Genomic DNA, 19,440 nt, shown 5'->3' on the forward strand with positions numbered 1-19,440 from the left:
ATCGGAACTCAGGCGATGGCCCGGTCAAGGCAGGCCGCGATCAGCAACAGCGACAGCTGCACGATCGACGCGAAAAAGCTGCGCATCGCCTGCGCGCGTTCCGGACGTCGCACCAGCTGCACGGCGCGATGGATGAAATACACGCTGCCGGTCAGCGCGCCGATGACATACACCGGACCCAGGCCGAATGCCGCAGGCAGCAGCGATGCGATGGCCAGCAGCACGGTGCCGACCAGTACGGCGCGTGCGGCGCGCTCGGCACCGACGACGACCGGCAGCATCGGAATGCCGGCATTCGCATACTCCTCGCGATTCGCGATCGCCAAGCTCCAGAAATGCGGCGGTGTCCACAGGAACAGCGCCAGCGCCAGCAGCAGCGGGATCGGCGCGGAGGCCGGCGCCACCGCGGCACCGCCGGCCAGCACCGCGAAGCTGCCGGCCAGTCCGCCGATCACGATGTTCATCGGCGTGCGCCGCTTCAGCCAGACGGTATAGACACCGCCGTAGAACACGGCGCCGAGCAGGACATAGGTCGCCGCAAGCAGATTCGCGGCATACCAGGCGGCAACGAAGGCCAGCAGCAGCATGGCTGCCATCAGCAGCAGCCACCAGGGCGAGCGCGGCAAGGCACCGGTCACGAAGGCGCGTCGCCGCGTACGCACCATGCGCTGGTCCTCGTCGGCTTCGAAGTACTGGTTGAACATGCCGGCACTGGCCGAGGCGACCAGCACCGACAGCGCCAGCATCGCCGTGACCGTGAATCCCGGCAACGGCCCCGGTGCAGCGATCATGCCGACCAATGCGGTGAGCATGATCATCACGCCGATCCGCAACTTCATCAGACCAAGGATGTCGCGCAACACGGTCGGCAGCGAGCGTGCGTGAACCATCGGCACCGTGTTCATCGTCGACCTCCGTTGCTCGCCGCGACCATCGCGGTCTCGCTCAGCTCAGACCCCACAACTGCGACAGGTACTTCCAGTTGATGAAGTAATAGAGGACGAAGGCAGCGAGGAAGATCAGGGCCAGCACGAAGCTGCCGGGCGCGACCATGCCGCTGGAGCCGTAGGTCTGCACCGCAGCGGCGGGCGCAGTCGGCGGTACCGGCGTGGTGCGATCCGACACCGTGCCGATGTCCAGCTTCTTGCCCCACAGCAACGAGCCCACCGTGACATAGATGTAGATCGCGCCACCGAGGATCGCGGCGATGCCGAACACGCCGACCAGGCCCATCATCATGTACGCCGCACCCGGCCATTCGTAGGCCAGCGCCGATCCCTGGAAGGCCATGTCCCAGTGGCGACGCGAAACGCCGAGCGTGCCGGCCCCCATCATCACCAGGCAGAAACCGTACATCGACAGACCGAACAGGTAGGGCTGCCACTGCGCCAGCTTCGGGGCGATCATCTCGCGCTTGAACAACACCGGGATCAGGAAGTAGGTCAGCGCCATGAAGCTGAGCGTGGTGCCGATCACGACCGTGGCATGGAAATGCCCCGGCACGTAAATCGTGTTGTGGATGATCATGTTGAGCTGTTCGGTGCCCATCATCACGCCGGAAATGCCGCCGAGGAAGCCGAATCCGACGATCGAGATGAACACGCCGGAGAACGACGGATTGCCCCAAGGCGCCTTGCGCAGCCATTCGAACAGGCCCTTGTTGTAGCCTTTCTGCCGTTGCGCCACTTCCATCGCGCCCGGCACCGTCAGGCCGTGAATCATCGAGGCCAGCACCGCGAAATACATGAAGTAGCTGGTGTTGACGACCTTCCACTCGGTGCTCATGCCGGGGTCGGCGAGCAGGTGGTGCGCGCTCGCGAGCTGCAGGAACAGGATGTAGAGCAGGAAGGCGCCGCGGCTGACACGCTCGGACATCGGGCGTGCGCCGAACACGATCGCCGCGACCGCGTACCAGATCGAGATGTGTGCGGAGACGTTGATCTGCTGCGAGGAATGGCCGAAGGCCCACCAGATGGTGCGGTAGACCAGCGGATCGACTGCATCGATCACGCCGATCGAGAGCAGGAACGTCGGCACCAGGATGATGGCGCCGGAGACGATCGTGAACACCGCGATGATCGTCGCCGTGATCGCACCGAAGGTCACCAGCGGCACCGAGCCCTGATAGGTCTTTTCGGCCTTCGCCACGACCAGCGTCCCCAGGAACACGAAGCAGGCGATCAATGCGCCGACCGCGAACAGGATCAATCCGAGATAGAACGACGGCGCCGCCATCATCGGCACGTACGACGTCATCATCACGCTCGAACTGCCCTGGTAGACGGCGATGTTGTTCATCACCGCACCGATCACCATCAGCGCGAACGCTGCCCACGCGATCTTGGGCGTCGCGATGCGACAACGCAGCAAGGTCGATGAGCAGAAGTACAGGACCGCGATCTCGAAGAAGATGATCCAGAAGATCAGCATGTCGATGCCGTGGGCGGTGAGCACCATGTAGAAGGTGTCGGCCTCCAGCCAGTGGATCGACGGCCAGCGCGTCAGCACGACGCCGACCGCGAGGATGCCGCCGATCAGCAGGAAGACGACGGCGGCGACGGCATTGGCCAGCATCAGCTTTTCGGCCTGCGATTCGAACTGCAGGCCGGAACGCGGGCAGGTCCGGTAGGTGGTTGCGATGGACATGTCCGGGCTCCTTACTTGACGTAGATGCGACCGACCATCGTGTGATGGCCGATTCCGCAATACTCGTTGCACACCACCGAGTAGGTGCCGCTCTGGTTCGGCGTCACCGTCACCACGTGCTCATAGCCCGGAACGATCTGGATGTTGATGTTCGCCGGCTGCAGCGAGAAGCCGTGGTTGTAGTCCATCGACGTCAGGTGCAGGCGGTAGGTCTGGCCGTTCTCCAGTTGCAGGATCGGCCAGAAGTTCCACAGTCGCGCGATCATGTAGATGTCGCTGCCCGGGGGTGGCGCGACGACGGGATAGGCGCCGTCCAGTTCGCTGCGCACCGTGTACTGGTCGACCATCGCCTGGGTCTTCGCCGTGAACATCTCGGGCGTGGTCTTGTAGGTCTCGGTCGACAGGTTCTGGCTGCCGTACATGTGCCAGTAGACCATCATGAAGAACATCACCATGCACCAGACGAAGGCGATGGAGATCCAGAGTCCCTCGACGCGGTCCAGCGGGTGTTTCCACCAGAGTCGCTCGGAAGGTGGTGAGATGGCAGTCATGGATGCAAACCCCCAAGGATGCAGTGACGTGAAATGCGGAAGGAGCCGGCTCGGCTCACTTGGCCAACGGGATGGTCAGGATGTCGTAGACGCCCCAGGCCGTGTACACGATCATTGGCACCATCACGCCGATGAACAGCAGCACGAACGGGTTGTCCAGCAGCTTCTGCATCATCGGGACGGGTTCTTCATCGTGGCTATCGCTCATTGCCTGACTCCTCACGCGTGTAGCCGGAGCTTAGCGAGGCTTCACCCGATCGTCACACGCACTGCAGCAAAGGCATGACCTAGATCAATCGTCCACGGAATCACGGTGCGGATGCGGCGCGAAGGCCTTGCCGAAATCGTGCTGACGACATCGGCAAGGCCGGATAGGATTTCGTGCTTTCTGCCCTGATGGGAGCGCCGACATGGATCGACCGGAACACCGCCTCGTCACCGTGCGCCGGATGGCGCTCGCCTGCGTCGTACTCATCCTCTGCGTGATCAGCCTCAGCGCTTTCATGCGATTGAGCAATGCCGGGCTTGGCTGCAGCGACTGGCCCGGTTGCTATGGCGCGCAACTGCGGACCGCGACCGCCGCACTGCCCTCGGCCTCCGAACTCGGGATCGCACTGGCGCGCATGCTGCATCGCCTGTCGGCGGTGATCGTGCTGGTACTCGCCCTGACCATGGTCGCGGCAAGCGTGATGTCACGACCGAGGCTGCGACGCGAGGGCGCACTCGCGATCGGATTGGTCCTTCTCGCCCTCGGTCTCGCAGTGCTGGGGCGATTCACACCGGGTGCCAGGCTGCCGATCATCGCGATCGGCAACGTGCTGGGCGGTTTCTCGATGCTGGCCCTCGGTTTCGTACTCTGGCGCGGTGCCACGACCTCCGCCCGCTGGTCGCGATCGGCCATCGTGCTGCTCCTGCTGCTCGTCTTTCAGATTGCTTCCGGCGTGCTTGTCAGTGCCAGTTATTCGGGACTGAGTTGCACCGGTTTTCCCGATTGCGGTCACGCCGTCGACCTGTCCTGGTCCTTGCTGGACCCGAGCCGCGTACCGCAGTTCGACGCCACCCTGCCGATTCATTCGCAAGGTGCATTTGCGCACATGCTGCATCGCGGACTGGCCGTGCTGGTGGCCCTCGCTGCACTGGCCACCAGCATTTCGTCCTTGCATCGCGGCCATCGCACCTCCGCGTGGATGCTCGCAAGCCTGTTGTTGCTGCAGCTTGCGCTGGGCCTGATTCTGGTTTTCGCGTCCCTGCCCTTCGCGGCGGCGCTGCTGCACAACCTCGTCGCTGCGCTGATGCTGCTCGCGGCGGTTGCCTGCCTGCGCGCTTGAAGCAATCATTCCGGCGATGATCAGCCATCGCCACCGTTGCATCTTCGTGCACCAGCGCAAATGCGCCGGCACGTCGATCATTCGCGCCTTCGGGCTGACACCGGAGGATGCCGACTGGCATGTCGCCAACGATGGCGTGCTCAGCCCGGGATTCGCGGAACTGCCGGCCGACTACTTCCGCTTCTCGATCGTGCGCAATCCGTGGGATCGCTTCGTGTCAGGCTGGAAATACTGTGCGAGCACACGCGAACGCAGCTTGCGCGACGTACTTGAACATCCGCCGACCGAAGGCCACGACTATCGGCATGTCACGCGGCCGCAGAGCGCGATCCTGTTTGATGGATCTGGCCGCCTATGCGTCGATGTGGTGCTGCGCTTCGAGCAGATCCAGGCGGACTTCGATCGAATCTGCCGCCGCGTCGGTCTGGCACCGCGGCTCCTGCCAAAAGCCAACACCGGGCAACGTCACCACTATCGCGACTACTTCGACCCCGGCACGCGCGAGCTGCTGGCCCAGCGCTTCGCCGAGGACATCGAACGCTTCGGCTACGGCTATTAGAGATTCAGAACGCGTCGATATCGCCGAGGGCCCGAATCAGGCGCCGCGCCTTCTTGTTCGGCCGCGTGTCCGGCGCCTGATAACCGGCCCGTTCGTCGCGGCGTCGCACGGCTTCCGCGACACGGCGCGTCTTGCCTGCCTCGGTCTCTGCATACAAGGCCAGCGCCGCGCTCGCCGGTCCGCGTACTTCGCTGAGTCCAAGCACGCACAGTTCGAAGCGTTCCTCGCCGCGCTGCACGAGCAGTACGTCATCGAGATGCACCAGCTTCGAGGCCTTGGTGGCCGTGGCACCGCCGATGGCGATCTTGCCGCCTTCGATCGCCTGTTTCGCGAGGCTGCGCGTCTTGAAGAAGCGCGCCGCCCAGAGCCACACGTCGAGGCGGGTGCCAGCAAGCGAATCGATGTCAGGGTTCGAATTCTTCATGATCGGAGGCAGGTTCTTGCATTCGTGCGCGCACTCAACCGTACTTGACCCAGAGGACGACGATGAACGCGACGATCAGCACCACGGTGATCGCCACAGCGATTGCCGGGCCGCGATCGCCCGCCTGCAGTTGCGGTGGTTGTGCGGGCACCCGCGCGCCGGCGCTGAGCATGGCTTGGTACATCGCCTCGTTCGCAGCGAACACGCGACTGGCGCCGAGATAGCCGATCCAGGCGAACGCGGGCACCGCCAGCACGAGCACCGCGGCGCCTTGCTGAAACAGCGCGAGGACGGAGGCGACACTGCCGTTGTCGGCACGGAATCCGCTGCCCAACATCAGCGCGAACACGACACCGCCCACAGCACCGATCAACGCACCGCGCAGCGCGATCGCGGCCGCACCGGGCATGCGCCGGCGCGACCACTGCCACAGGAACAGATCGCGCTGGCGTTCGTTCACGGCCTCAGGCCTGTTTGCCGCGCAGCTTCTGTACGCCCGCGACGCCAGCCAGCACGATGGCGCCGGTGACCACACCGACGACGAGGTCGAACAGCATGCCGAGCAAGGTGCCGAGCGCCTTCGCATGCAGGGATTCAGCGAAGTGATGCAGGATCGCCACACCTTCGACCAGGATGTGGCCACCCACCAGGAACATCGCTGCAGTGCCAGCCACCGACAGGAACTTCATCAGCTTCGGCGCGCCCCACAGCAGGAATCGGCCGAAGCCGCGCTTGATCGTCGCGAACAGCGACGTTGCGACATCCCGCACGCACCAGAGTCCGAGGTCGTCGAGCTTGACGATGGCGCCGACCAATCCGTACACGCCAATCGTCATGATGATGGCGACGCCGACCAGCACGCCGACCTGGACCGCGAACGCCTTCGCAGCCACCGCGCCGAGCGAAATCACGATGATCTCGGCGGACAGGATGAAGTCGGTGCGTACGGCGCCTTTGATCTTGTCCTTCTCCCACCGCACCATGTCGACCGCTTCGTTGTTCACGGCCTTCAACAGATCGGCGTGATGCTGCTCGTCCTCCTTCTTGCTGTGGAAGAACTTGTGGAACAGCTTCTCGACGCCTTCGAAACACAGGAAGGCGCCGCCGATCATCAGCAGCGGCTTGATCGCCCAAGGCGCCAGTGCGCTGATGACCAAGGCCGCCGGCACCAGGATCATCTTGTTGACGGCCGAACCCTTCGCGACCGCCCAGACCACCGGCAACTCGCGATCGGCATTCACACCCGTCACTTGCTGCGCATTCAACGCAAGGTCGTCGCCGAGCACGCCCGCGGTCTTCTGCGTCGCCACCTTCGTCATCACCGCGACGTCGTCGAGCAGGGTCGCGATGTCGTCAAGCAGGGCGAAGAAACTGGAACTGGGCATGGGCGACTACCAAATCGGATGAAGCGCGGATTCTCGCATCGTGCAATGCGAAGCCCAAGCCTTCGTAGCGCCGGGACTCACTGCATCGATGGGCTACGGTGATTCGGTCGGCACTTCGAATGTGCTGTTGTCGGGCGCTTGCACGCCGACCCGCGCGAACCAGTCCGGCCCGAGTTCGGAGCGCGGCAGGTCATCGCAGCGCAGATGGGCAACGGCTTGGCCGCGTCGTTCGACCACGACGCCGGAGCGTTCGACGGTTTCTCCGCCTGCGCCCCAGCGACCGATGCCGGTGTAAACCACGTAGGCATGGTCACCGCGTCGGAATCGCAGCCAGCTCGATCCGCCGCCCGCGTAGGTTTCGACCCGCCCTTCGGCAGCATGCGCGGCCGCTGTCGGCCCCGCCGGCCACACCAGCTCGGGCGCCTGACCGGATCGCCCGAAACGGTATTGAAGCCAGTCCCCGGCTTCCGCCGCGACGAAACAGACGGCCACCTGCTTGGTGCCGACCCGACAGGAGAACGCCGTGTGCTCGCCTTCAGCACAGGCCGGACTTGCCGGCACCGCCATCATCCGGTCGATCAGATTCACGGTGTCGCTGCGCCCGCAATCCACGTCGCCCTCGCAATCCGCCGCGAGCACCTGCGCCTCGGTCCAAGCGAACCGGACCGGCTGGCCGACCAGCCCGGCCTGTTCGCAGATCGGGAAGTCGGCCATCAGATTCTGCGTCTCGCCAGAAACCTCGATCTCGGCGTAACAGGCGACGTCTCCCGCCTGCAGATCGATCAATCGGCCTTGGGTTGGCAAGTCTTCGGCACTCGCCGTTGATCCGAACGCCCACAACAGAATCACCATCGCCCGACGACGCATACGTTTCCCCGATGTCGACGATGTCGACCCAGGCACTGAATGCCATCGATGTCGCGCGCCGGTCAAGCCCACCGCGCACGACACGCGGCAGGCGGATTGACGGAATTACCCCGCGATCAACGCATTCATGCGTTTGACGAAGCCGGCCGGGTCATCGAGTGCGGCGCCTTCGAGCAGCTGCGCCTGTTCGAGCAGCAGGGTTGCGATTTCGCGGGCGCGGTCTTCGTCGGCTTCGTTCGAGGCGCGTTGCACCAGCGCGTGGTTGGCATTGATCTCGAGCGTCGGCGCGGCATCGGGCACGTCCTGGCCGGCGGCCTTGAGCATGCGCTTCAGGTGCGGGGCCATGTCGTATTCGTCGACGACCAGGCAGGAGGCCGATTCGGTCAGGCGCTTGCTGGCGCGGACATCCTTCACCTTGGCGCCGAGCAGCGACTTCAGGCGATCGACGACCGGCTTCGCGGCCGTGTCGGCTTCCTTTTCCTTGGCTTCATCGACGGCGCCGAGCTTCGCGAGATCGAGTTCGCCCTTGGCGACGTTGCGCAGCTTCTTGCCGGCGTACTCGTGCAAGTAACCCATCATCCATTCGTCGATGCGTTCGCCCATCAGCAACACTTCGACGTCGCGCGCCTTCAGCGCCTCGATCTGCGGACTGCCGCTGGCGGCGGCGAAACTGTCGGCGGTGACGTAGTAGATCGTGTCCTGGCCGTCCTTCATGCGACCGATGTAGTCGTCGAGCGACACCTTGGCGGCGCTGCCCTCGCCCTTGGTCGAGGCGAAGCGCAGCAGCTTCGCGATGCGTTCGCGATTGCCATGGTCTTCGGCCGCGCCCTCTTTCAGCACCGCACCGAAGTTCGACCAGAACGTCGCGTACTTCTCCGGCTGGTCGGCCGCGAGCGCATCCAGCAGATCGAGCGTGCGCTTGGTCAGGCCCGAGCGGATCTGCGCGACCAGCTTGTTCTCCTGCAGGATTTCGCGCGACACGTTCAACGGCAAGTCGTCGGAATCGATGACGCCGCGCACGAAACGCAGGTAGGCCGGCAGCAGGTGTTCGCTCGCGTCCATGATGAAGACGCGGCGAATGTAGAGCTTGAGGCCCTTGCGTTCGTCGCGGCCGGAAAACATCAGGTCATACGGCGCCTGGGTCGGCAGGTACAGCAGGCTGGTGTAGCTCTGGTTGCCCTCGACGCGATTGTGGGTCCAGGCCAGCGGTTCGTCGTAGGCATGCGCGGCGTGCTTGTAGAACGCAGTGTAGTCCGCATCCGCCAGTTCATTCTTCGGACGCGCCCACAAGGCCGAGGCATGATTGATCGTCTCGATCTCGGGTTCCGCTTTCTCGCCTTCCTCGCCGAACTTCTCCTTCAGCATGCGGATCGGGAAGGCGATGTGGTCGGAATATTTGCCGACCAGCGAACGCAGCTTCCAGGCATCGAGGAATTCGTCTTCGTCCGGCTTCAGGTGCAGGGTGATGGTGGTGCCGCGACGCGCGTCGGTCACGGTATCGAGTGCATACTCGCTGGTGCCGTTCGAGGTCCAGCGCACGGCCTGTTCGGCCGCCAAGTCTGCGCGGCGCGTGACCAGGGTGACCGAATCGGCGACGACGAAGGTCGAGTAGAAACCGACGCCGAACTGCCCGATCAACTGCGTGTCCTTGCGGGCGTCGCCGGTCAGCGCATCGAGGAAGCGGCGCGTGCCCGAGCGCGCGATGGTGCCGATGTTCTCGATCACTTCCTCGCGGCTCATGCCGATGCCGTTGTCGCGCAGGGTCAGCGTGCGTGCGGTCTTGTCGAACGCGATCTCGACGTGCAGGTCGGCGTCGCCGGCAGTCAGCTCGGGCTTGGCGATGGCCTCGAAACGCAGCTTGTCGAGTGCGTCAGAAGCGTTCGAGACGAGTTCGCGCAGGAAGATTTCCTTGTGCGAATACAGCGAATGCGTGACGAGCTTGAGGACCTGCTCGACTTCGGCTTCGAAGCGACGAGTTTCGGTGGCGGGGGCAGTCGTGGTGGTCATGGCGAATACGTCCGTGCAACGGGGAGACTGCCCGGCGATGGGGGCGTCAGATCACCGTTTCAAGGCGGGACGAGGGACGCGAATCATCCGCCCGCCCCCTACATCGTATGCGTCGGACGCTCGGCGTTGAGGGTGGCGGCGAGGATGGCCTCGATCTTGGACTTCGCGGCTTCGCCATCGGCCGTGTCGTTGAACTGCACGCCGATGCCGGCGGTGCGGTTGCCCTGGGCCCCCGGCGGCGTGATCCAGACGACCTTGCCGGCGACCGGCAGTCGGTCCTTGTCGTCCATCAGCGACAGCAGGATGAAGACTTCGTCGCCGAGGTTGTAGCGCTTGGTCGTCGGCACGAACAGGCCGCCCCCCTTCACGAAGGACATGTAGGCGTTGTACAGCGCGCCCTTGTCCTTGATCGCGAGCGACAGGATCCCCTGTCGCGGCACGCCACCCGTTGCACCCGGTACTGCACCCATCTTCGGCTCCTCAGGCGGCATCCGCATTCATTGCGGCGCGCCATTCGTCCAGCAATTCGATGATCGCGAGGTCCTTGCGCAACGGCGTCGGCAGACGCGCCCGCGCGAGGTTCAGACGATCCCACCACGCCTGCAGCTTGCGGAAATCGGCTTGCGCGGTCAAGCGCGCCATCGCCGCGATGCGCGGCAGGGTCTGCGTCTGCGGCGAGACACGCATCGCCAGCAGGACGAGGCGCGCCAGCAGCGCGAACAGGATGTCGCCATCCTGCTCGCCCCAGCGCGCGGCGATCGCCACCAGTGGCTTGCCCCGCGCGGCATCGCCCATGTCGCTGATCAAGGCATCGATCATGCGCCCGGCATCGGCGTCCAGCAGGGCTTTGGCCGCACCGGGATTGCCATCGGCGAACAGCAGGGCTTCGTCGGCCACGGCTTGCCCGATGCCTTGCGCCGTCAACCAGGCGCTTGCGGAGACAAGATCGGGCGGACGCAATTCGATGCGCTGGCAGCGACTGCGGATCGTCGCCGGCAAACGCGACGGTTCGTCGGCGACCAGGATCAGGGCCGTATTCGCCGACGGCTCCTCGAGCGTCTTCAACAGCGCATTCGCCGCCGCGACATTCATGCGATCGGCAGGATCGACCGAGACCACCTGCCAACCACCGAAGGAGGGTCGCGACGCGAAGCGCGCACCGAGCGCACGAATCTGGTCGATGGTGATCTCGGTGCGCAACTTGCCGTCGTCGCGGGGTTCCAGCGTCACCGTCACCCGGTCCGGGTGCGAACCTGCGGCCCGCAACACGCAGCCGCGGCACAGGCCGCAGGCGTGGCCGTCGGCCCGCGGTGTCGAACACAGCAGGCGCGCGACCAGAGCCGCGACCAGCTCGCGCTTGCCGAGTCCGGACGGACCGGTCAGCAACAGTGCATGCGGAAATCGCTGCGCATCGATGCGTGCGCAAAGCCCGTCCCAGACCGGTTGCAGCCAGGGCTTCATGGGCATGACGTTTCGATCCAGTGCAGCAACTCGGCCTTCACCGCCGCCGCCACATCAGCTTGCGATTGGCCGGCGTCGATCACCCGGAAGCGCGACGGATCCTGCGCAACCCGAGCGTGATATCCCGCGTGCACGCGTTCGTGGAATTCAGCCTGCTCGCACTCCATGCGATCGCGCTCGCCGCGCGAAAACGCGCGTGCAAGGCCTTGTTCGACCGCCACGTCGAGCAGGAACGTCAGGTCCGGCGTCGCCGGCGCAGCCCAGGCCTCGAGCGTGGCGATGCGGTCGATCGGCTGCCCGCGCCCTCCGCCCTGATAGGCAAAACTCGCATCGGTATACCGGTCCGACACCACCCAGCGCCCGGCTTCCAGGGCCGGCAAGACACGTTCGCGCACATGCTGCGCACGCGCCGCGAACACCAGCAGCAGCTCGGTTTCCGGGCGCATCACGCCCGTCCAATGCGGATCCAGTGCCAAGCCGCGGATCGCCTCCGCCAACGGCGTACCGCCGGGTTCGCGCGTCAATTCGTGGACGATGCCACGCTCGGCCAGCGCCGCGGCAATCACGGCCATGACCGTGCTCTTGCCGGCGCCTTCGCCGCCTTCGAGGGTGATGAAGCGACCCGCAGTGCTGCCGATCATCGCAACTGGTACTCGCGCACGGCACGATTGTGCTCGGCCAGTGTGGCCGAAAACGCATGTTCACCATTGCCCTTGGCAACGAAATAGAGCGCGTCACCTTCGGCCGGTTTCGCGACGGCGAGCAAGGCGGCATCACCGGGCAATGCGATCGGCGTCGGCGGCAAACCGAAGCGGGTATAGGTGTTGTAGGGCGTGTCGGTTTCGAGATGCTTGCGCGTCAGGTTGCCGTTGAAACTGTCGCCGATGCCATAGATCACGGTCGGGTCGGTCTGCAGCATCATCGGCAGCTTCAGGCGCCGCACGAACACGCCGGCGATGCGAGGTCGCTCGGCGGCCTGGCCGGTTTCCTTTTCGACGATCGACGCCAGGATCAGCATCTCGTCGGCCGATCCCAGCGGCAATTGCGGATCGCGTTCGGCCCAACGCTTCGCCAGTTGCGTCTGCATCGCACGGTAGGCCCGCTTCAACACGTCGATGTCTTTCTGGCCGCGCACGAAGGAATAGGTTTCGGGAAGGAAACGACCTTCCGGATGCACGCCTTCGGCGCCGATGCGCGCCATCACGTCGGCATCGGCGAGCCCGCCGAGCGTCTGCTCGAGCCTCGGTTCCTTCGCAAGGGCCACACGCAGTTCCTTGAAGCGCCAGCCTTCGATGACGGTGAACTGGTGATGGATGACGTCGCCGTCGGCCATGCGCCGCAGCAGCCGGCGCGGCGACATGTTCTGCGTCAACGCGTACTCGCCGGCGTGCAGGCCATCCAGCACGCCCATTTCGTGTGCGAGCAGGCGCCAGTACCACCATGGTGCATCGTTCCCCGTCGCAGCCTTGATCTTGCGCACGATGCTGCGAAACGACGTACCGAGATTCACGTCCAGTACCAGCTCGTGGACGCCGAGCGCCATCGGCGTGTCGGCGAAGCGGCGATAGTCGCGGTAAAGGTAGACACCGGCCACGATCGCAGCCAGCAACAGCAGCAGGAACAGTCGCTTGATCACGCGCATCTCAGGCGTCCGGGAGTCCGAGTTCGGGATGGAAAGCATGCATCAACGCGACCACGCCTTCGCGCCGCAGATAACGGCGGTCGCCGAGACAGCGTACCGGCATGATGCCGCGCACGGCATTGCACAGGATCAACGCGTCGGCATGATTCAGGGCATCGCGATGCATGGCTTGCACCCTAGCCGAAAATCCCGGCGGCGGCGATTGCAGCAGCATCGATCGCATCACCCCGCTGATCACGCCGCGCCCGGACGGCGGCGTCACCCACGTCGAGCCGAACAAGGCGAACACGTTGGCCGACTGGCCACCGAGCAGGAAGCCGTCGCGATCAAAAGCCAGAAGATCGCGACCGGACACCGCAGGCGCAATCAGCACCTGGTCGAGCCGCGACAGCGACTTGATGCCTGCATCGTGCGTCGACGGAAATTCGACGCGCCGCGCCTCCAGCTGAAGACCTTCGCGATACACCGATGGATCGATCGCCGGCAGGCCGTGAACGAACAGATAGACGTCGCTGACGCTCGGCCAGGCACGTACATAGCCGCGCGCGCCGGCCCGAGGCACCAGTGCAAGTTTGAACACGCTCGCCGCATGGGTCACGCATTCGCGCGCCAGCAAGGCCTCGAGATCCGACCATTCCGGTTCCGACAAATGCAGCGCGCCACACGCATCGCGCAAGCGCTGTCGATGTGCCGGCCAGAACACGACACGGCCGGCGTGCACGCGCATCGTCGTGAAGGCACCGTCGCCATAGTGCGCCGCCCGCGAATCCAGCGACAGTGCATCGATCGGCTCGCCATTGCAGAAGACCGCGATCATCCGGCCTCCTGCACCAGCGCGCGCACCAGACCGCGCGCCTTGGCACGGGTCTCGTCGAGTTCGCGCGCAGCGACCGAGTCGGCGACGATGCCGGCACCGGCGCGGAACTCGATGCTCTCGGGCGTGATGGTCAGGCTGCGTATCAGGATGTTCAGGTCCATGCCGCCATCGACACCGAGGTAGCCGAGCGCGCCGGTATAGAAGCCGCGGCCCTCGCCCTCCAGTTCGGCGATGATTTCCATGCAGCGCACCTTCGGACAGCCGGTGATGGTGCCGCCCGGGAACACGGCGCGAATCGCATCGACCGGACCCAGTTCCGGCCGCAGCCGCGCACGCACGTTCGAGACGATGTGGTGCACGTGCGCATAACTCTCGACCGTCATCAACTCATCGACGACGACCGAGCCGGGCACTGCCACGCGCCCGAGGTCGTTGCGTTCGAGGTCGATCAGCATGATGTGCTCGGCGCGCTCCTTCGGATGACCAACCAGTTCCTGCACGCGCGCGGCATCATCGTCGCCCGGGAAACGCGGGCGAGTGCCGGCGATCGGTCGCGTCTGCAGCAGGCCATCGCGCGCCGACACCAGCCGCTCCGGCGACGAACTCGCCAACGCCCATCCGTGCCATTGCACGAGACCGGCGAACGGCGCCGGATTATTGGCGCGCAACGACGCGTAGATCTCGGCCACGGACAGATCGGCCGGCCGCGTGGCTCGCCAGGCACGCGAGAGGTTGACCTGGAAGACGTCGCCGGCCTCGATGTAGTCGAGCGCCGCGTGCACGGCCCCGTCATAGCGGTTGGCGTCGTCCTCTTCGATGCGCGTGACGCCGCGGCGCGCTGTGACGGGGGCGACGGCGCGCATCGCATCGGATGCGACCAGATCGAACAGCGCCTCGGCGCCGACTTCGCCGATGACGCAGGCATGGCCGTTGTCGCGATCGCTGACGATGGCGACCGGTGCTCGCCAGGCAACGGCGCGAGGGACCGGCAAGGCCGCCGCCGGCAAGCGCAACCGCGGCTCGATCTCGGCGGCCAGTTCATAGCCGAGCAGCACGGCGAACCCGCCGCGAAACGGCACCGCATCGTTCTCGCGCGGCGTCGCGACCGCGTCATGCCAGGCCGCCAACGCGTCGAGGAAACGCCCGCATTCGGCATACGGGCCGGAGAGCTTTCCCTGCGCATCGGCGACCAGGGTTTCGCCGGTCGTCGCGAACAGCAGGTCGTAGCGCGCGCCACCACCGCCGCTGGCGACGGACTCGAGCAGCACCGGATAACGCAGCGGATCGGCCGCGTGCAGCGCGAGCAGGTCGGGCGCACGCGGCAGCTCGCGGGTCAGGCTCATCGCGCGGCAGATCAGAGCTTGCGCATCACCAGTGACGCATTGGTGCCACCGAAGCCGAAGCCGTTGCTGATCGCGACCGAGATCGATTTCTGGCGCGCGACGTTCGGCACGTAGTCGAGATCGCAGCCTTCCCCCGGATTCTCGAGGTTGATGGTCGGCGGAATCACGCCCGTGTGCAGGGCCATCGCAGTGAAAATCGCCTCGACGCCACCCGCGGCACCGAGCAGATGCCCGGTCATCGATTTGGTCGAGCTCACCATGGTCTTGTAGGCATGTGCGCCCAGCGCACGCTTCACCGCCAGCGTCTCGGCCTGATCGCCCAGCGGAGTCGACGTGCCATGGGCATTCAGGTAATCGATCTGATCGGCATTGACGCCCGCATCCTTGAACGCCGCCGTCATGCAACGTGCCGGACCGTCGCCATTCTCGCTCGGCGCGGTCATGTGATACGCATCCGAACTCGCGCCGAAGCCGGCGAGCTCGCAGTAGATGCGCGCACCGCGGGCCTTCGCCGCTTCGTATTCTTCTAGCACGAGAATGCCGGCGCCGTCGCCGAGCACGAAGCCGTCGCGGTCACGGTCCCAGGGACGCGAGGCGCGTGTCGGGTCGTCGTTGCGCGTCGACATCGCGCGCATCGCGCAGAAGCCGGCGACCGAAGTCGAGGCCGAACCGAATTCGGCGCCCCCCGCAACCATCGCATCGGCATCGCCGTACTGGATCAGACGCATCGCCATGCCGATCGAATGGTTCGCGGTTGCGCAGGCCGACACCGCCGAGAAGTTTGGTCCCTTCAAGCCTTTCAGAATGCAGAGCTGGCCGGACACCATGTTGATGATGGTCGAGGGCACGTAGAACGGCGAGACCTTGCGCGGACCACCCTTGTCGAGCGCCAGCGTGGTCTCTTCGATGCCGCGGATGCCGCCGATGCCGGAACCGATGATGGCGCCAATGCGTTCGGCATTGGCATCACTGATCTCAAGACCCGAATCGGCCAGCGCCATCATCGATGCGGCGAGCCCGTAATGGATGAACGGGTCCATTTTCTTCGCATCCTTGGCGGACACGTAGGCGGTCGGGTCGAAATCGCGCACTTCACCGGCGATGCGCGTGTTGTAAGCACTGCAGTCGAAGCTGGTGATCGGACCGATGCCGGAGCGGCCATTCGAGATGCTGTCCCAGGCCTGCGCAATGGAATTGCCGACCGGCGACACGATGCCCATGCCGGTGACGACGACGCGACGCTTCTGACTCATGGCTCACTCCGCAATGCTTGGGACGATGACGCGATCTGCAAAAACGCAAACTGCGCCACGTGGGCGCAGTTCGCATCGAACGATCAAGCCGATCAGGCCTTGACGTGCGCCTTGACGTAATCGATCGCCATCTGGACGCTGGTGATCTTCTCGGCATCTTCATCCGGGATTTCGCACTCGAACTCTTCTTCGAGGGCCATCACGAGTTCAACCGTGTCCAGCGAGTCGGCGCCGAGATCATCGACGAACGAGGCGTTCGCAGTGACTTCGTCTTCCTTCACGCCGAGCTGTTCAACGACGATCTTCTTGACGCGTTCTTCGATGCTGCTCATTGCTTTGAAACCTCCGGGAGAGAAAACCCCGGACGAGGTCCGAGGCTGAAAGCGGCGCGCATTGTAGAGCAAAGATTCGGGTTTGACTCAAACACACGTTGGAGCGAGAGCGTATGGTCGATACCCGAGTCATCGCTTACACCATGTGCATGCCGCCATTCACATGCAGGGTTTCGCCGGTGATGTAGGCGGCCATCGGCGAAGCGAGGAACAACACCGCATTGGCGATGTCTTCCGGCGCGCCGAAGCGGCCCAGCGCGATGGCGTCCATCATCGTCTTCTTGTTGTCCTCGGGCAGGGCCCTGGTCATGTCGGTCTCGATGAATCCGGGCGCGACCACGTTGACGGTGATGCCGCGACTGCCGATTTCCTTCGCCAGCGACTTTGAAAAGCCGATGATGCCGGCCTTGGCCGCGGCATAGTTCGCCTGACCCGCATTGCCCATCACGCCGATGACGGAGGCGATCGAGATGATGCGACCCTTGCGCGCCTTCATCATGCCGCGCATCGCCGCTTTCGACGTGCGATAGATCGAACTGAGATTGGTGTTGAGGATGGCGTCCCAATCCTCGTCCTTCATGCGCATCAACAGACCGTCGCGGGTGATGCCGGCGTTGTTGACAAGAATGCCGATCGCACCGAACTCCTTCGCGATCGATTCGACCAGCGCGTCGACCGATTCGCTGGAACCGACATCGAGCACGCGCCCGACGCCGCCATGCGCGGCCATGCGCGCACTGATCGCGGCGGCACCGGATTCACTGGTCGCGGTCCCGATCACCTTGGCGCCGGCCGCGGCCAGTGCATCGGCGATGGCGGCGCCGATGCCGCGACTGGCACCGGTGACAAGGGCGATCTCGCCCTGGAGATTGATCGGCATGGTTGTGGTCCTCAGGTCCAGTCGGTGCGAGCAGTGTCGAGATCGGTCGCGAGCGCACGACCATCGATCGACTTGTCGATGCGTTTGACGAGTCCGGCCAACACCTTGCCCGGACCGCATTCGCCGATGCGGGTCACGCCGCGTGCGGCGAGTGCCTGCACGCATTCGGTCCAGCGCACCGGCAGATACAGCTGGCGCACCAGCGCATCCTGGATCGCAGCGATCGAATCATGTGCTCGCCCATCGGCGTTCTGCACCACCGGCCGATTCGGCAGCGACCAGGACAGCGTCTGCATCTTCGTCCGCAACGCGTCGGCGGCCGGCTGCATCAAGGCACTGTGCGACGGCACCGAAACCGCGAGCTTGACCGCCTTCTTGACGCCGCGTTCGGCGAGCAGCGCAATCGCGCGATCGACGGCTTCGGCATGACCTGCAATGACGGTCTGGCCGGGACTGTTGAAATTGGCCGGCGCCACGATCTGGCCCTGCGCCGCATCGGTACAGGCTTGCGCGATTACGACGTCATCGGCCATCAGGATCGCGGCCATGGCGCCGACACCGGCCGGCACCGCGTCCTGCATCAGGCGACCCCGTTCGCGCACCAGCGCCGCGCCGTCGGACAGCGACAATGCTCCGGCCGCGACCAGGGCCGAGTATTCGCCGAGACTGTGGCCGGCGAATGCCGCGGGCTGTGCACCGCCACGCTCGTTCCAGACGCGCCACACCGCCACACCCGCGGCGAGCAAGGCCGGTTGCGTGACTTCGGTACGATTCAGTTCCGCCTCGCTGCCGATCTGGCTGATCGACCACAGGTCAAGTCCACAGCCTTGCCCGGCTTCATCGAACGTGGCCCGCACCGTCGCCGACTGCGCCGCAAGATCGGCCAGCATGCCGACTGACTGCGAGCCCTGGCCCGGAAACACGAAAGCAAGATGGGCGGACATCACAGGCGCACCAGCGCCGAACCCCAGGTGAAGCCGCCACCGAAGGCCTCCATCAACACCATCTGGCCAGCCTGGATCTTGCCACTGCGCACAGCATGATCGAGCGCCAGCGGCACCGATGCCGACGAGGTATTGCCATGCTGATCGACGGTCACGATGACGCGGTCCATCGACATGTCGAGGCGTTTCGCGGTCGCGGTGATGATGCGCAGATTCGCCTGGTGCGGCACCAGCCAGTCGATCGCGGATTTTTCCAAATGGTTCGCAGCCAGGGTTTCTTCGACGACAGCGTCGAGCGTCTTGACGGCGACCTTGAACACGTCGTTGCCGGTCATCATCACGCGCACGCCGGCGTTCTTCTCGTCCAGCTTGAAGCCCGCCGAGACACCAACCGGGTTGTACAGCAATTCCTTGTGGGCACCGTCGGCGTGCAGATGCGTCGACAGGATGCCGGGCTCGCTCGACGGCTTCAGCACCACCGCACCGGCCCCGTCGCCGAACAGCACGCAGGTGCCGCGGTCGGACCAGTCGAGCATGCGTGTCAGGGTTTCGGCACCGATCACGAGCGCGCATTTGGAAGCGCCGGTCCGCACGAACTTGTCTGCGGTCGACAACGCGAAGATGAAGCCCGAACAGGCGGCGTTGACGTCGAACGCGGCACAACCATTCGCACCGATGCGGTGCTGCACGAGACAGGCCGTGCTTGGAAAGATGATGTCCGGCGTGGTCGTACCGACGATCAACAGGTCGATGTCGGAGGCGGTGACACCCGCAGCCTCCATCGCGCGCCTGGCGGCCTCGACGGCGAGATCGCTGGTGGTCTGGCCTTCCGCGGCGACATGACGCTGGCGGATGCCGGTGCGTTCGCGGATCCATTCGTCATTGGTGTCGACCAGTTTTTCGAGGTCGGCATTGGTCAGCACTTTCTCCGGCAAGTAGCTGCCGGTTCCCACGATGCGCGAATAGATCACGTTTCCACCCCCGGACAACGGGCGGCGTCA

Annotated in this window: 22 protein-coding genes; 2 read left to right on the forward strand and 20 right to left on the reverse strand. The window is 64.9% G+C overall.

The features are described 5' to 3' along the window. Positions 1-8 precede the first annotated feature (8 nt). From cyoE to IPP28_13625, 4 genes are read right to left on the reverse strand one after another with little or no spacing between them, the layout of a single operon-like run. Positions 9-905, reverse strand: a complete 897-nt coding sequence (gene cyoE, locus IPP28_13610; GenBank protein MBL0042048.1) for a protoheme IX farnesyltransferase — start codon at positions 903-905, stop codon at positions 9-11. Between the two features lie 40 nt (positions 906-945). Next, positions 946-2,646 (reverse strand): cbb3-type cytochrome c oxidase subunit I, encoded by a 1,701-nt coding sequence (locus IPP28_13615; protein ID MBL0042049.1) that lies wholly within the window; start codon positions 2,644-2,646, stop codon positions 946-948. Positions 2,647-2,657: 11 nt separating this feature from the next. Beyond that, positions 2,658-3,197 carry a cytochrome C oxidase subunit II gene (locus tag IPP28_13620; protein MBL0042050.1) on the reverse strand — a complete coding sequence of 180 codons (540 nt, stop codon included), beginning with the start codon at positions 3,195-3,197 and terminating at the stop codon, positions 2,658-2,660. Positions 3,198-3,252: 55 nt separating this feature from the next. Then, on the reverse strand, positions 3,253-3,405 hold the full coding sequence (locus IPP28_13625) for a hypothetical protein (protein ID MBL0042051.1): 153 nt from the start codon (positions 3,403-3,405) through the stop codon (positions 3,253-3,255). 202 nt (positions 3,406-3,607) lie between these two features. Here IPP28_13625 and IPP28_13630 point away from each other — a divergent pair, with 202 nt between their 5' ends. Next, positions 3,608-4,525 (forward strand): COX15/CtaA family protein, encoded by a 918-nt coding sequence (locus tag IPP28_13630; GenBank protein MBL0042052.1) that lies wholly within the window; start codon positions 3,608-3,610, stop codon positions 4,523-4,525. A gap of 16 nt (positions 4,526-4,541) precedes the next feature. After that, positions 4,542-5,084 (forward strand): sulfotransferase family 2 domain-containing protein, encoded by a 543-nt coding sequence (locus IPP28_13635; protein ID MBL0042053.1) that lies wholly within the window; start codon positions 4,542-4,544, stop codon positions 5,082-5,084. 4 nt (positions 5,085-5,088) lie between these two features. Here the strand turns inward: IPP28_13635 and IPP28_13640 are convergent, their stop codons facing one another. From IPP28_13640 to IPP28_13715, 16 genes are all read right to left on the reverse strand, one after another. Then, complete coding sequence (locus IPP28_13640) at positions 5,089-5,508, reverse strand: RNA-binding protein (GenBank protein MBL0042054.1); 420 nt, start codon at positions 5,506-5,508, stop codon at positions 5,089-5,091. Positions 5,509-5,542: 34 nt separating this feature from the next. Continuing rightward, positions 5,543-5,968 (reverse strand): hypothetical protein, encoded by a 426-nt coding sequence (locus tag IPP28_13645; protein ID MBL0042055.1) that lies wholly within the window; start codon positions 5,966-5,968, stop codon positions 5,543-5,545. A gap of 4 nt (positions 5,969-5,972) precedes the next feature. After that, positions 5,973-6,893 (reverse strand): DUF808 domain-containing protein, encoded by a 921-nt coding sequence (locus tag IPP28_13650; GenBank protein MBL0042056.1) that lies wholly within the window; start codon positions 6,891-6,893, stop codon positions 5,973-5,975. A gap of 93 nt (positions 6,894-6,986) precedes the next feature. Further along, entirely contained in the window at positions 6,987-7,760 is a 774-nt protein-coding gene (locus IPP28_13655) for a hypothetical protein (protein ID MBL0042057.1), read from the reverse strand. Between the two features lie 105 nt (positions 7,761-7,865). Beyond that, positions 7,866-9,767: a molecular chaperone HtpG gene (gene htpG / locus IPP28_13660; GenBank protein MBL0042058.1), complete on the reverse strand. Its 1,902-nt coding sequence runs from the start codon at positions 9,765-9,767 to the stop codon at positions 7,866-7,868. A 98-nt stretch (positions 9,768-9,865) separates the two neighbouring features. Beyond that, positions 9,866-10,237 (reverse strand): PilZ domain-containing protein, encoded by a 372-nt coding sequence (locus IPP28_13665; GenBank protein ID MBL0042059.1) that lies wholly within the window; start codon positions 10,235-10,237, stop codon positions 9,866-9,868. Positions 10,238-10,247: 10 nt separating this feature from the next. Next, on the reverse strand, positions 10,248-11,234 hold the full coding sequence (gene holB, locus IPP28_13670; GenBank protein ID MBL0042060.1) for a DNA polymerase III subunit delta': 987 nt from the start codon (positions 11,232-11,234) through the stop codon (positions 10,248-10,250). Then, the gene (locus IPP28_13675) at positions 11,225-11,869 is read right to left on the reverse strand and encodes a dTMP kinase (GenBank protein MBL0042061.1); all 645 of its coding nucleotides are present in this window, start codon (positions 11,867-11,869) and stop codon (positions 11,225-11,227) included. The genes holB and IPP28_13675 overlap by 10 nt, the downstream gene beginning before the upstream one ends. Continuing rightward, a complete protein-coding gene (gene mltG, locus IPP28_13680) occupies positions 11,866-12,870 on the reverse strand; it encodes an endolytic transglycosylase MltG (GenBank protein ID MBL0042062.1) in 1,005 nt (334 codons plus the stop codon). Before mltG ends, IPP28_13675 begins: the two co-directional genes overlap by 4 nt. Position 12,871: 1 nt before the next feature. Continuing rightward, entirely contained in the window at positions 12,872-13,687 is an 816-nt protein-coding gene (locus IPP28_13685; protein MBL0042063.1) for an aminotransferase class IV, read from the reverse strand. Then, positions 13,684-15,030, reverse strand: coding sequence for an aminodeoxychorismate synthase component I (locus IPP28_13690; GenBank protein MBL0042064.1), 1,347 nt, complete (start codon positions 15,028-15,030; stop codon positions 13,684-13,686). The genes IPP28_13685 and IPP28_13690 overlap by 4 nt, the downstream gene beginning before the upstream one ends. Before the next feature lie 11 nt (positions 15,031-15,041). Further along, positions 15,042-16,283 (reverse strand): beta-ketoacyl-ACP synthase II, encoded by a 1,242-nt coding sequence (fabF, locus tag IPP28_13695; GenBank protein ID MBL0042065.1) that lies wholly within the window; start codon positions 16,281-16,283, stop codon positions 15,042-15,044. A 92-nt stretch (positions 16,284-16,375) separates the two neighbouring features. Beyond that, positions 16,376-16,615, reverse strand: coding sequence for an acyl carrier protein (gene acpP / locus IPP28_13700; protein ID MBL0042066.1), 240 nt, complete (start codon positions 16,613-16,615; stop codon positions 16,376-16,378). Positions 16,616-16,751: 136 nt separating this feature from the next. Continuing rightward, entirely contained in the window at positions 16,752-17,495 is a 744-nt protein-coding gene (gene fabG / locus IPP28_13705) for a 3-oxoacyl-ACP reductase FabG (protein MBL0042067.1), read from the reverse strand. 11 nt (positions 17,496-17,506) lie between these two features. Continuing rightward, positions 17,507-18,439, reverse strand: coding sequence for an ACP S-malonyltransferase (gene fabD / locus IPP28_13710; GenBank protein ID MBL0042068.1), 933 nt, complete (start codon positions 18,437-18,439; stop codon positions 17,507-17,509). Beyond that, positions 18,439-19,407, reverse strand: a complete 969-nt coding sequence (locus IPP28_13715) for a ketoacyl-ACP synthase III (GenBank protein ID MBL0042069.1) — start codon at positions 19,405-19,407, stop codon at positions 18,439-18,441. The genes fabD and IPP28_13715 overlap by 1 nt, the downstream gene beginning before the upstream one ends. Positions 19,408-19,440: the final 33 nt, after the last annotated feature.

The organism is Lysobacterales bacterium, assembly GCA_016721845.1.
GTDB lineage: Bacteria > Pseudomonadota > Gammaproteobacteria > Xanthomonadales > Ahniellaceae > JADKHK01.

Bases quoted from the DNA above. Each gene is read 5' to 3' on its own strand.
- IPP28_13615 (MBL0042049.1), bottom strand. From the start codon at position 2,646: ATGTCCATCGCAACCACCTACCGGACCTGCCCGCGTTCCGGCCTGCAG.
- holB (MBL0042060.1), bottom strand. From the start codon at position 11,234: ATGCCCATGAAGCCCTGGCTGCAACCGGTCTGGGACGGGCTTTGCGCA.
- IPP28_13675 (MBL0042061.1), bottom strand. From the start codon at position 11,869: ATGATCGGCAGCACTGCGGGTCGCTTCATCACCCTCGAAGGCGGCGAA.
- fabG (MBL0042067.1), bottom strand. From the start codon at position 17,495: ATGCCGATCAATCTCCAGGGCGAGATCGCCCTTGTCACCGGTGCCAGT.
- IPP28_13635 (MBL0042053.1), top strand. From the start codon at position 4,542: ATGATCAGCCATCGCCACCGTTGCATCTTCGTGCACCAGCGCAAATGC.
- IPP28_13690 (MBL0042064.1), bottom strand. From the start codon at position 15,030: ATGAGCCTGACCCGCGAGCTGCCGCGTGCGCCCGACCTGCTCGCGCTG.
- IPP28_13620 (MBL0042050.1), bottom strand. From the start codon at position 3,197: ATGACTGCCATCTCACCACCTTCCGAGCGACTCTGGTGGAAACACCCG.
- IPP28_13685 (MBL0042063.1), bottom strand. From the start codon at position 13,687: ATGATCGCGGTCTTCTGCAATGGCGAGCCGATCGATGCACTGTCGCTG.
- fabD (MBL0042068.1), bottom strand. From the start codon at position 18,439: ATGTCCGCCCATCTTGCTTTCGTGTTTCCGGGCCAGGGCTCGCAGTCA.
- cyoE (MBL0042048.1), bottom strand. From the start codon at position 905: ATGAACACGGTGCCGATGGTTCACGCACGCTCGCTGCCGACCGTGTTG.
- IPP28_13625 (MBL0042051.1), bottom strand. From the start codon at position 3,405: ATGAGCGATAGCCACGATGAAGAACCCGTCCCGATGATGCAGAAGCTG.
- acpP (MBL0042066.1), bottom strand. From the start codon at position 16,615: ATGAGCAGCATCGAAGAACGCGTCAAGAAGATCGTCGTTGAACAGCTC.
- mltG (MBL0042062.1), bottom strand. From the start codon at position 12,870: ATGCGCGTGATCAAGCGACTGTTCCTGCTGCTGTTGCTGGCTGCGATC.
- fabF (MBL0042065.1), bottom strand. From the start codon at position 16,283: ATGAGTCAGAAGCGTCGCGTCGTCGTCACCGGCATGGGCATCGTGTCG.
- IPP28_13665 (MBL0042059.1), bottom strand. From the start codon at position 10,237: ATGGGTGCAGTACCGGGTGCAACGGGTGGCGTGCCGCGACAGGGGATC.
- IPP28_13655 (MBL0042057.1), bottom strand. From the start codon at position 7,760: ATGCGTCGTCGGGCGATGGTGATTCTGTTGTGGGCGTTCGGATCAACG.
- htpG (MBL0042058.1), bottom strand. From the start codon at position 9,767: ATGACCACCACGACTGCCCCCGCCACCGAAACTCGTCGCTTCGAAGCC.
- IPP28_13630 (MBL0042052.1), top strand. From the start codon at position 3,608: ATGGATCGACCGGAACACCGCCTCGTCACCGTGCGCCGGATGGCGCTC.
- IPP28_13650 (MBL0042056.1), bottom strand. From the start codon at position 6,893: ATGCCCAGTTCCAGTTTCTTCGCCCTGCTTGACGACATCGCGACCCTG.
- IPP28_13640 (MBL0042054.1), bottom strand. From the start codon at position 5,508: ATGAAGAATTCGAACCCTGACATCGATTCGCTTGCTGGCACCCGCCTC.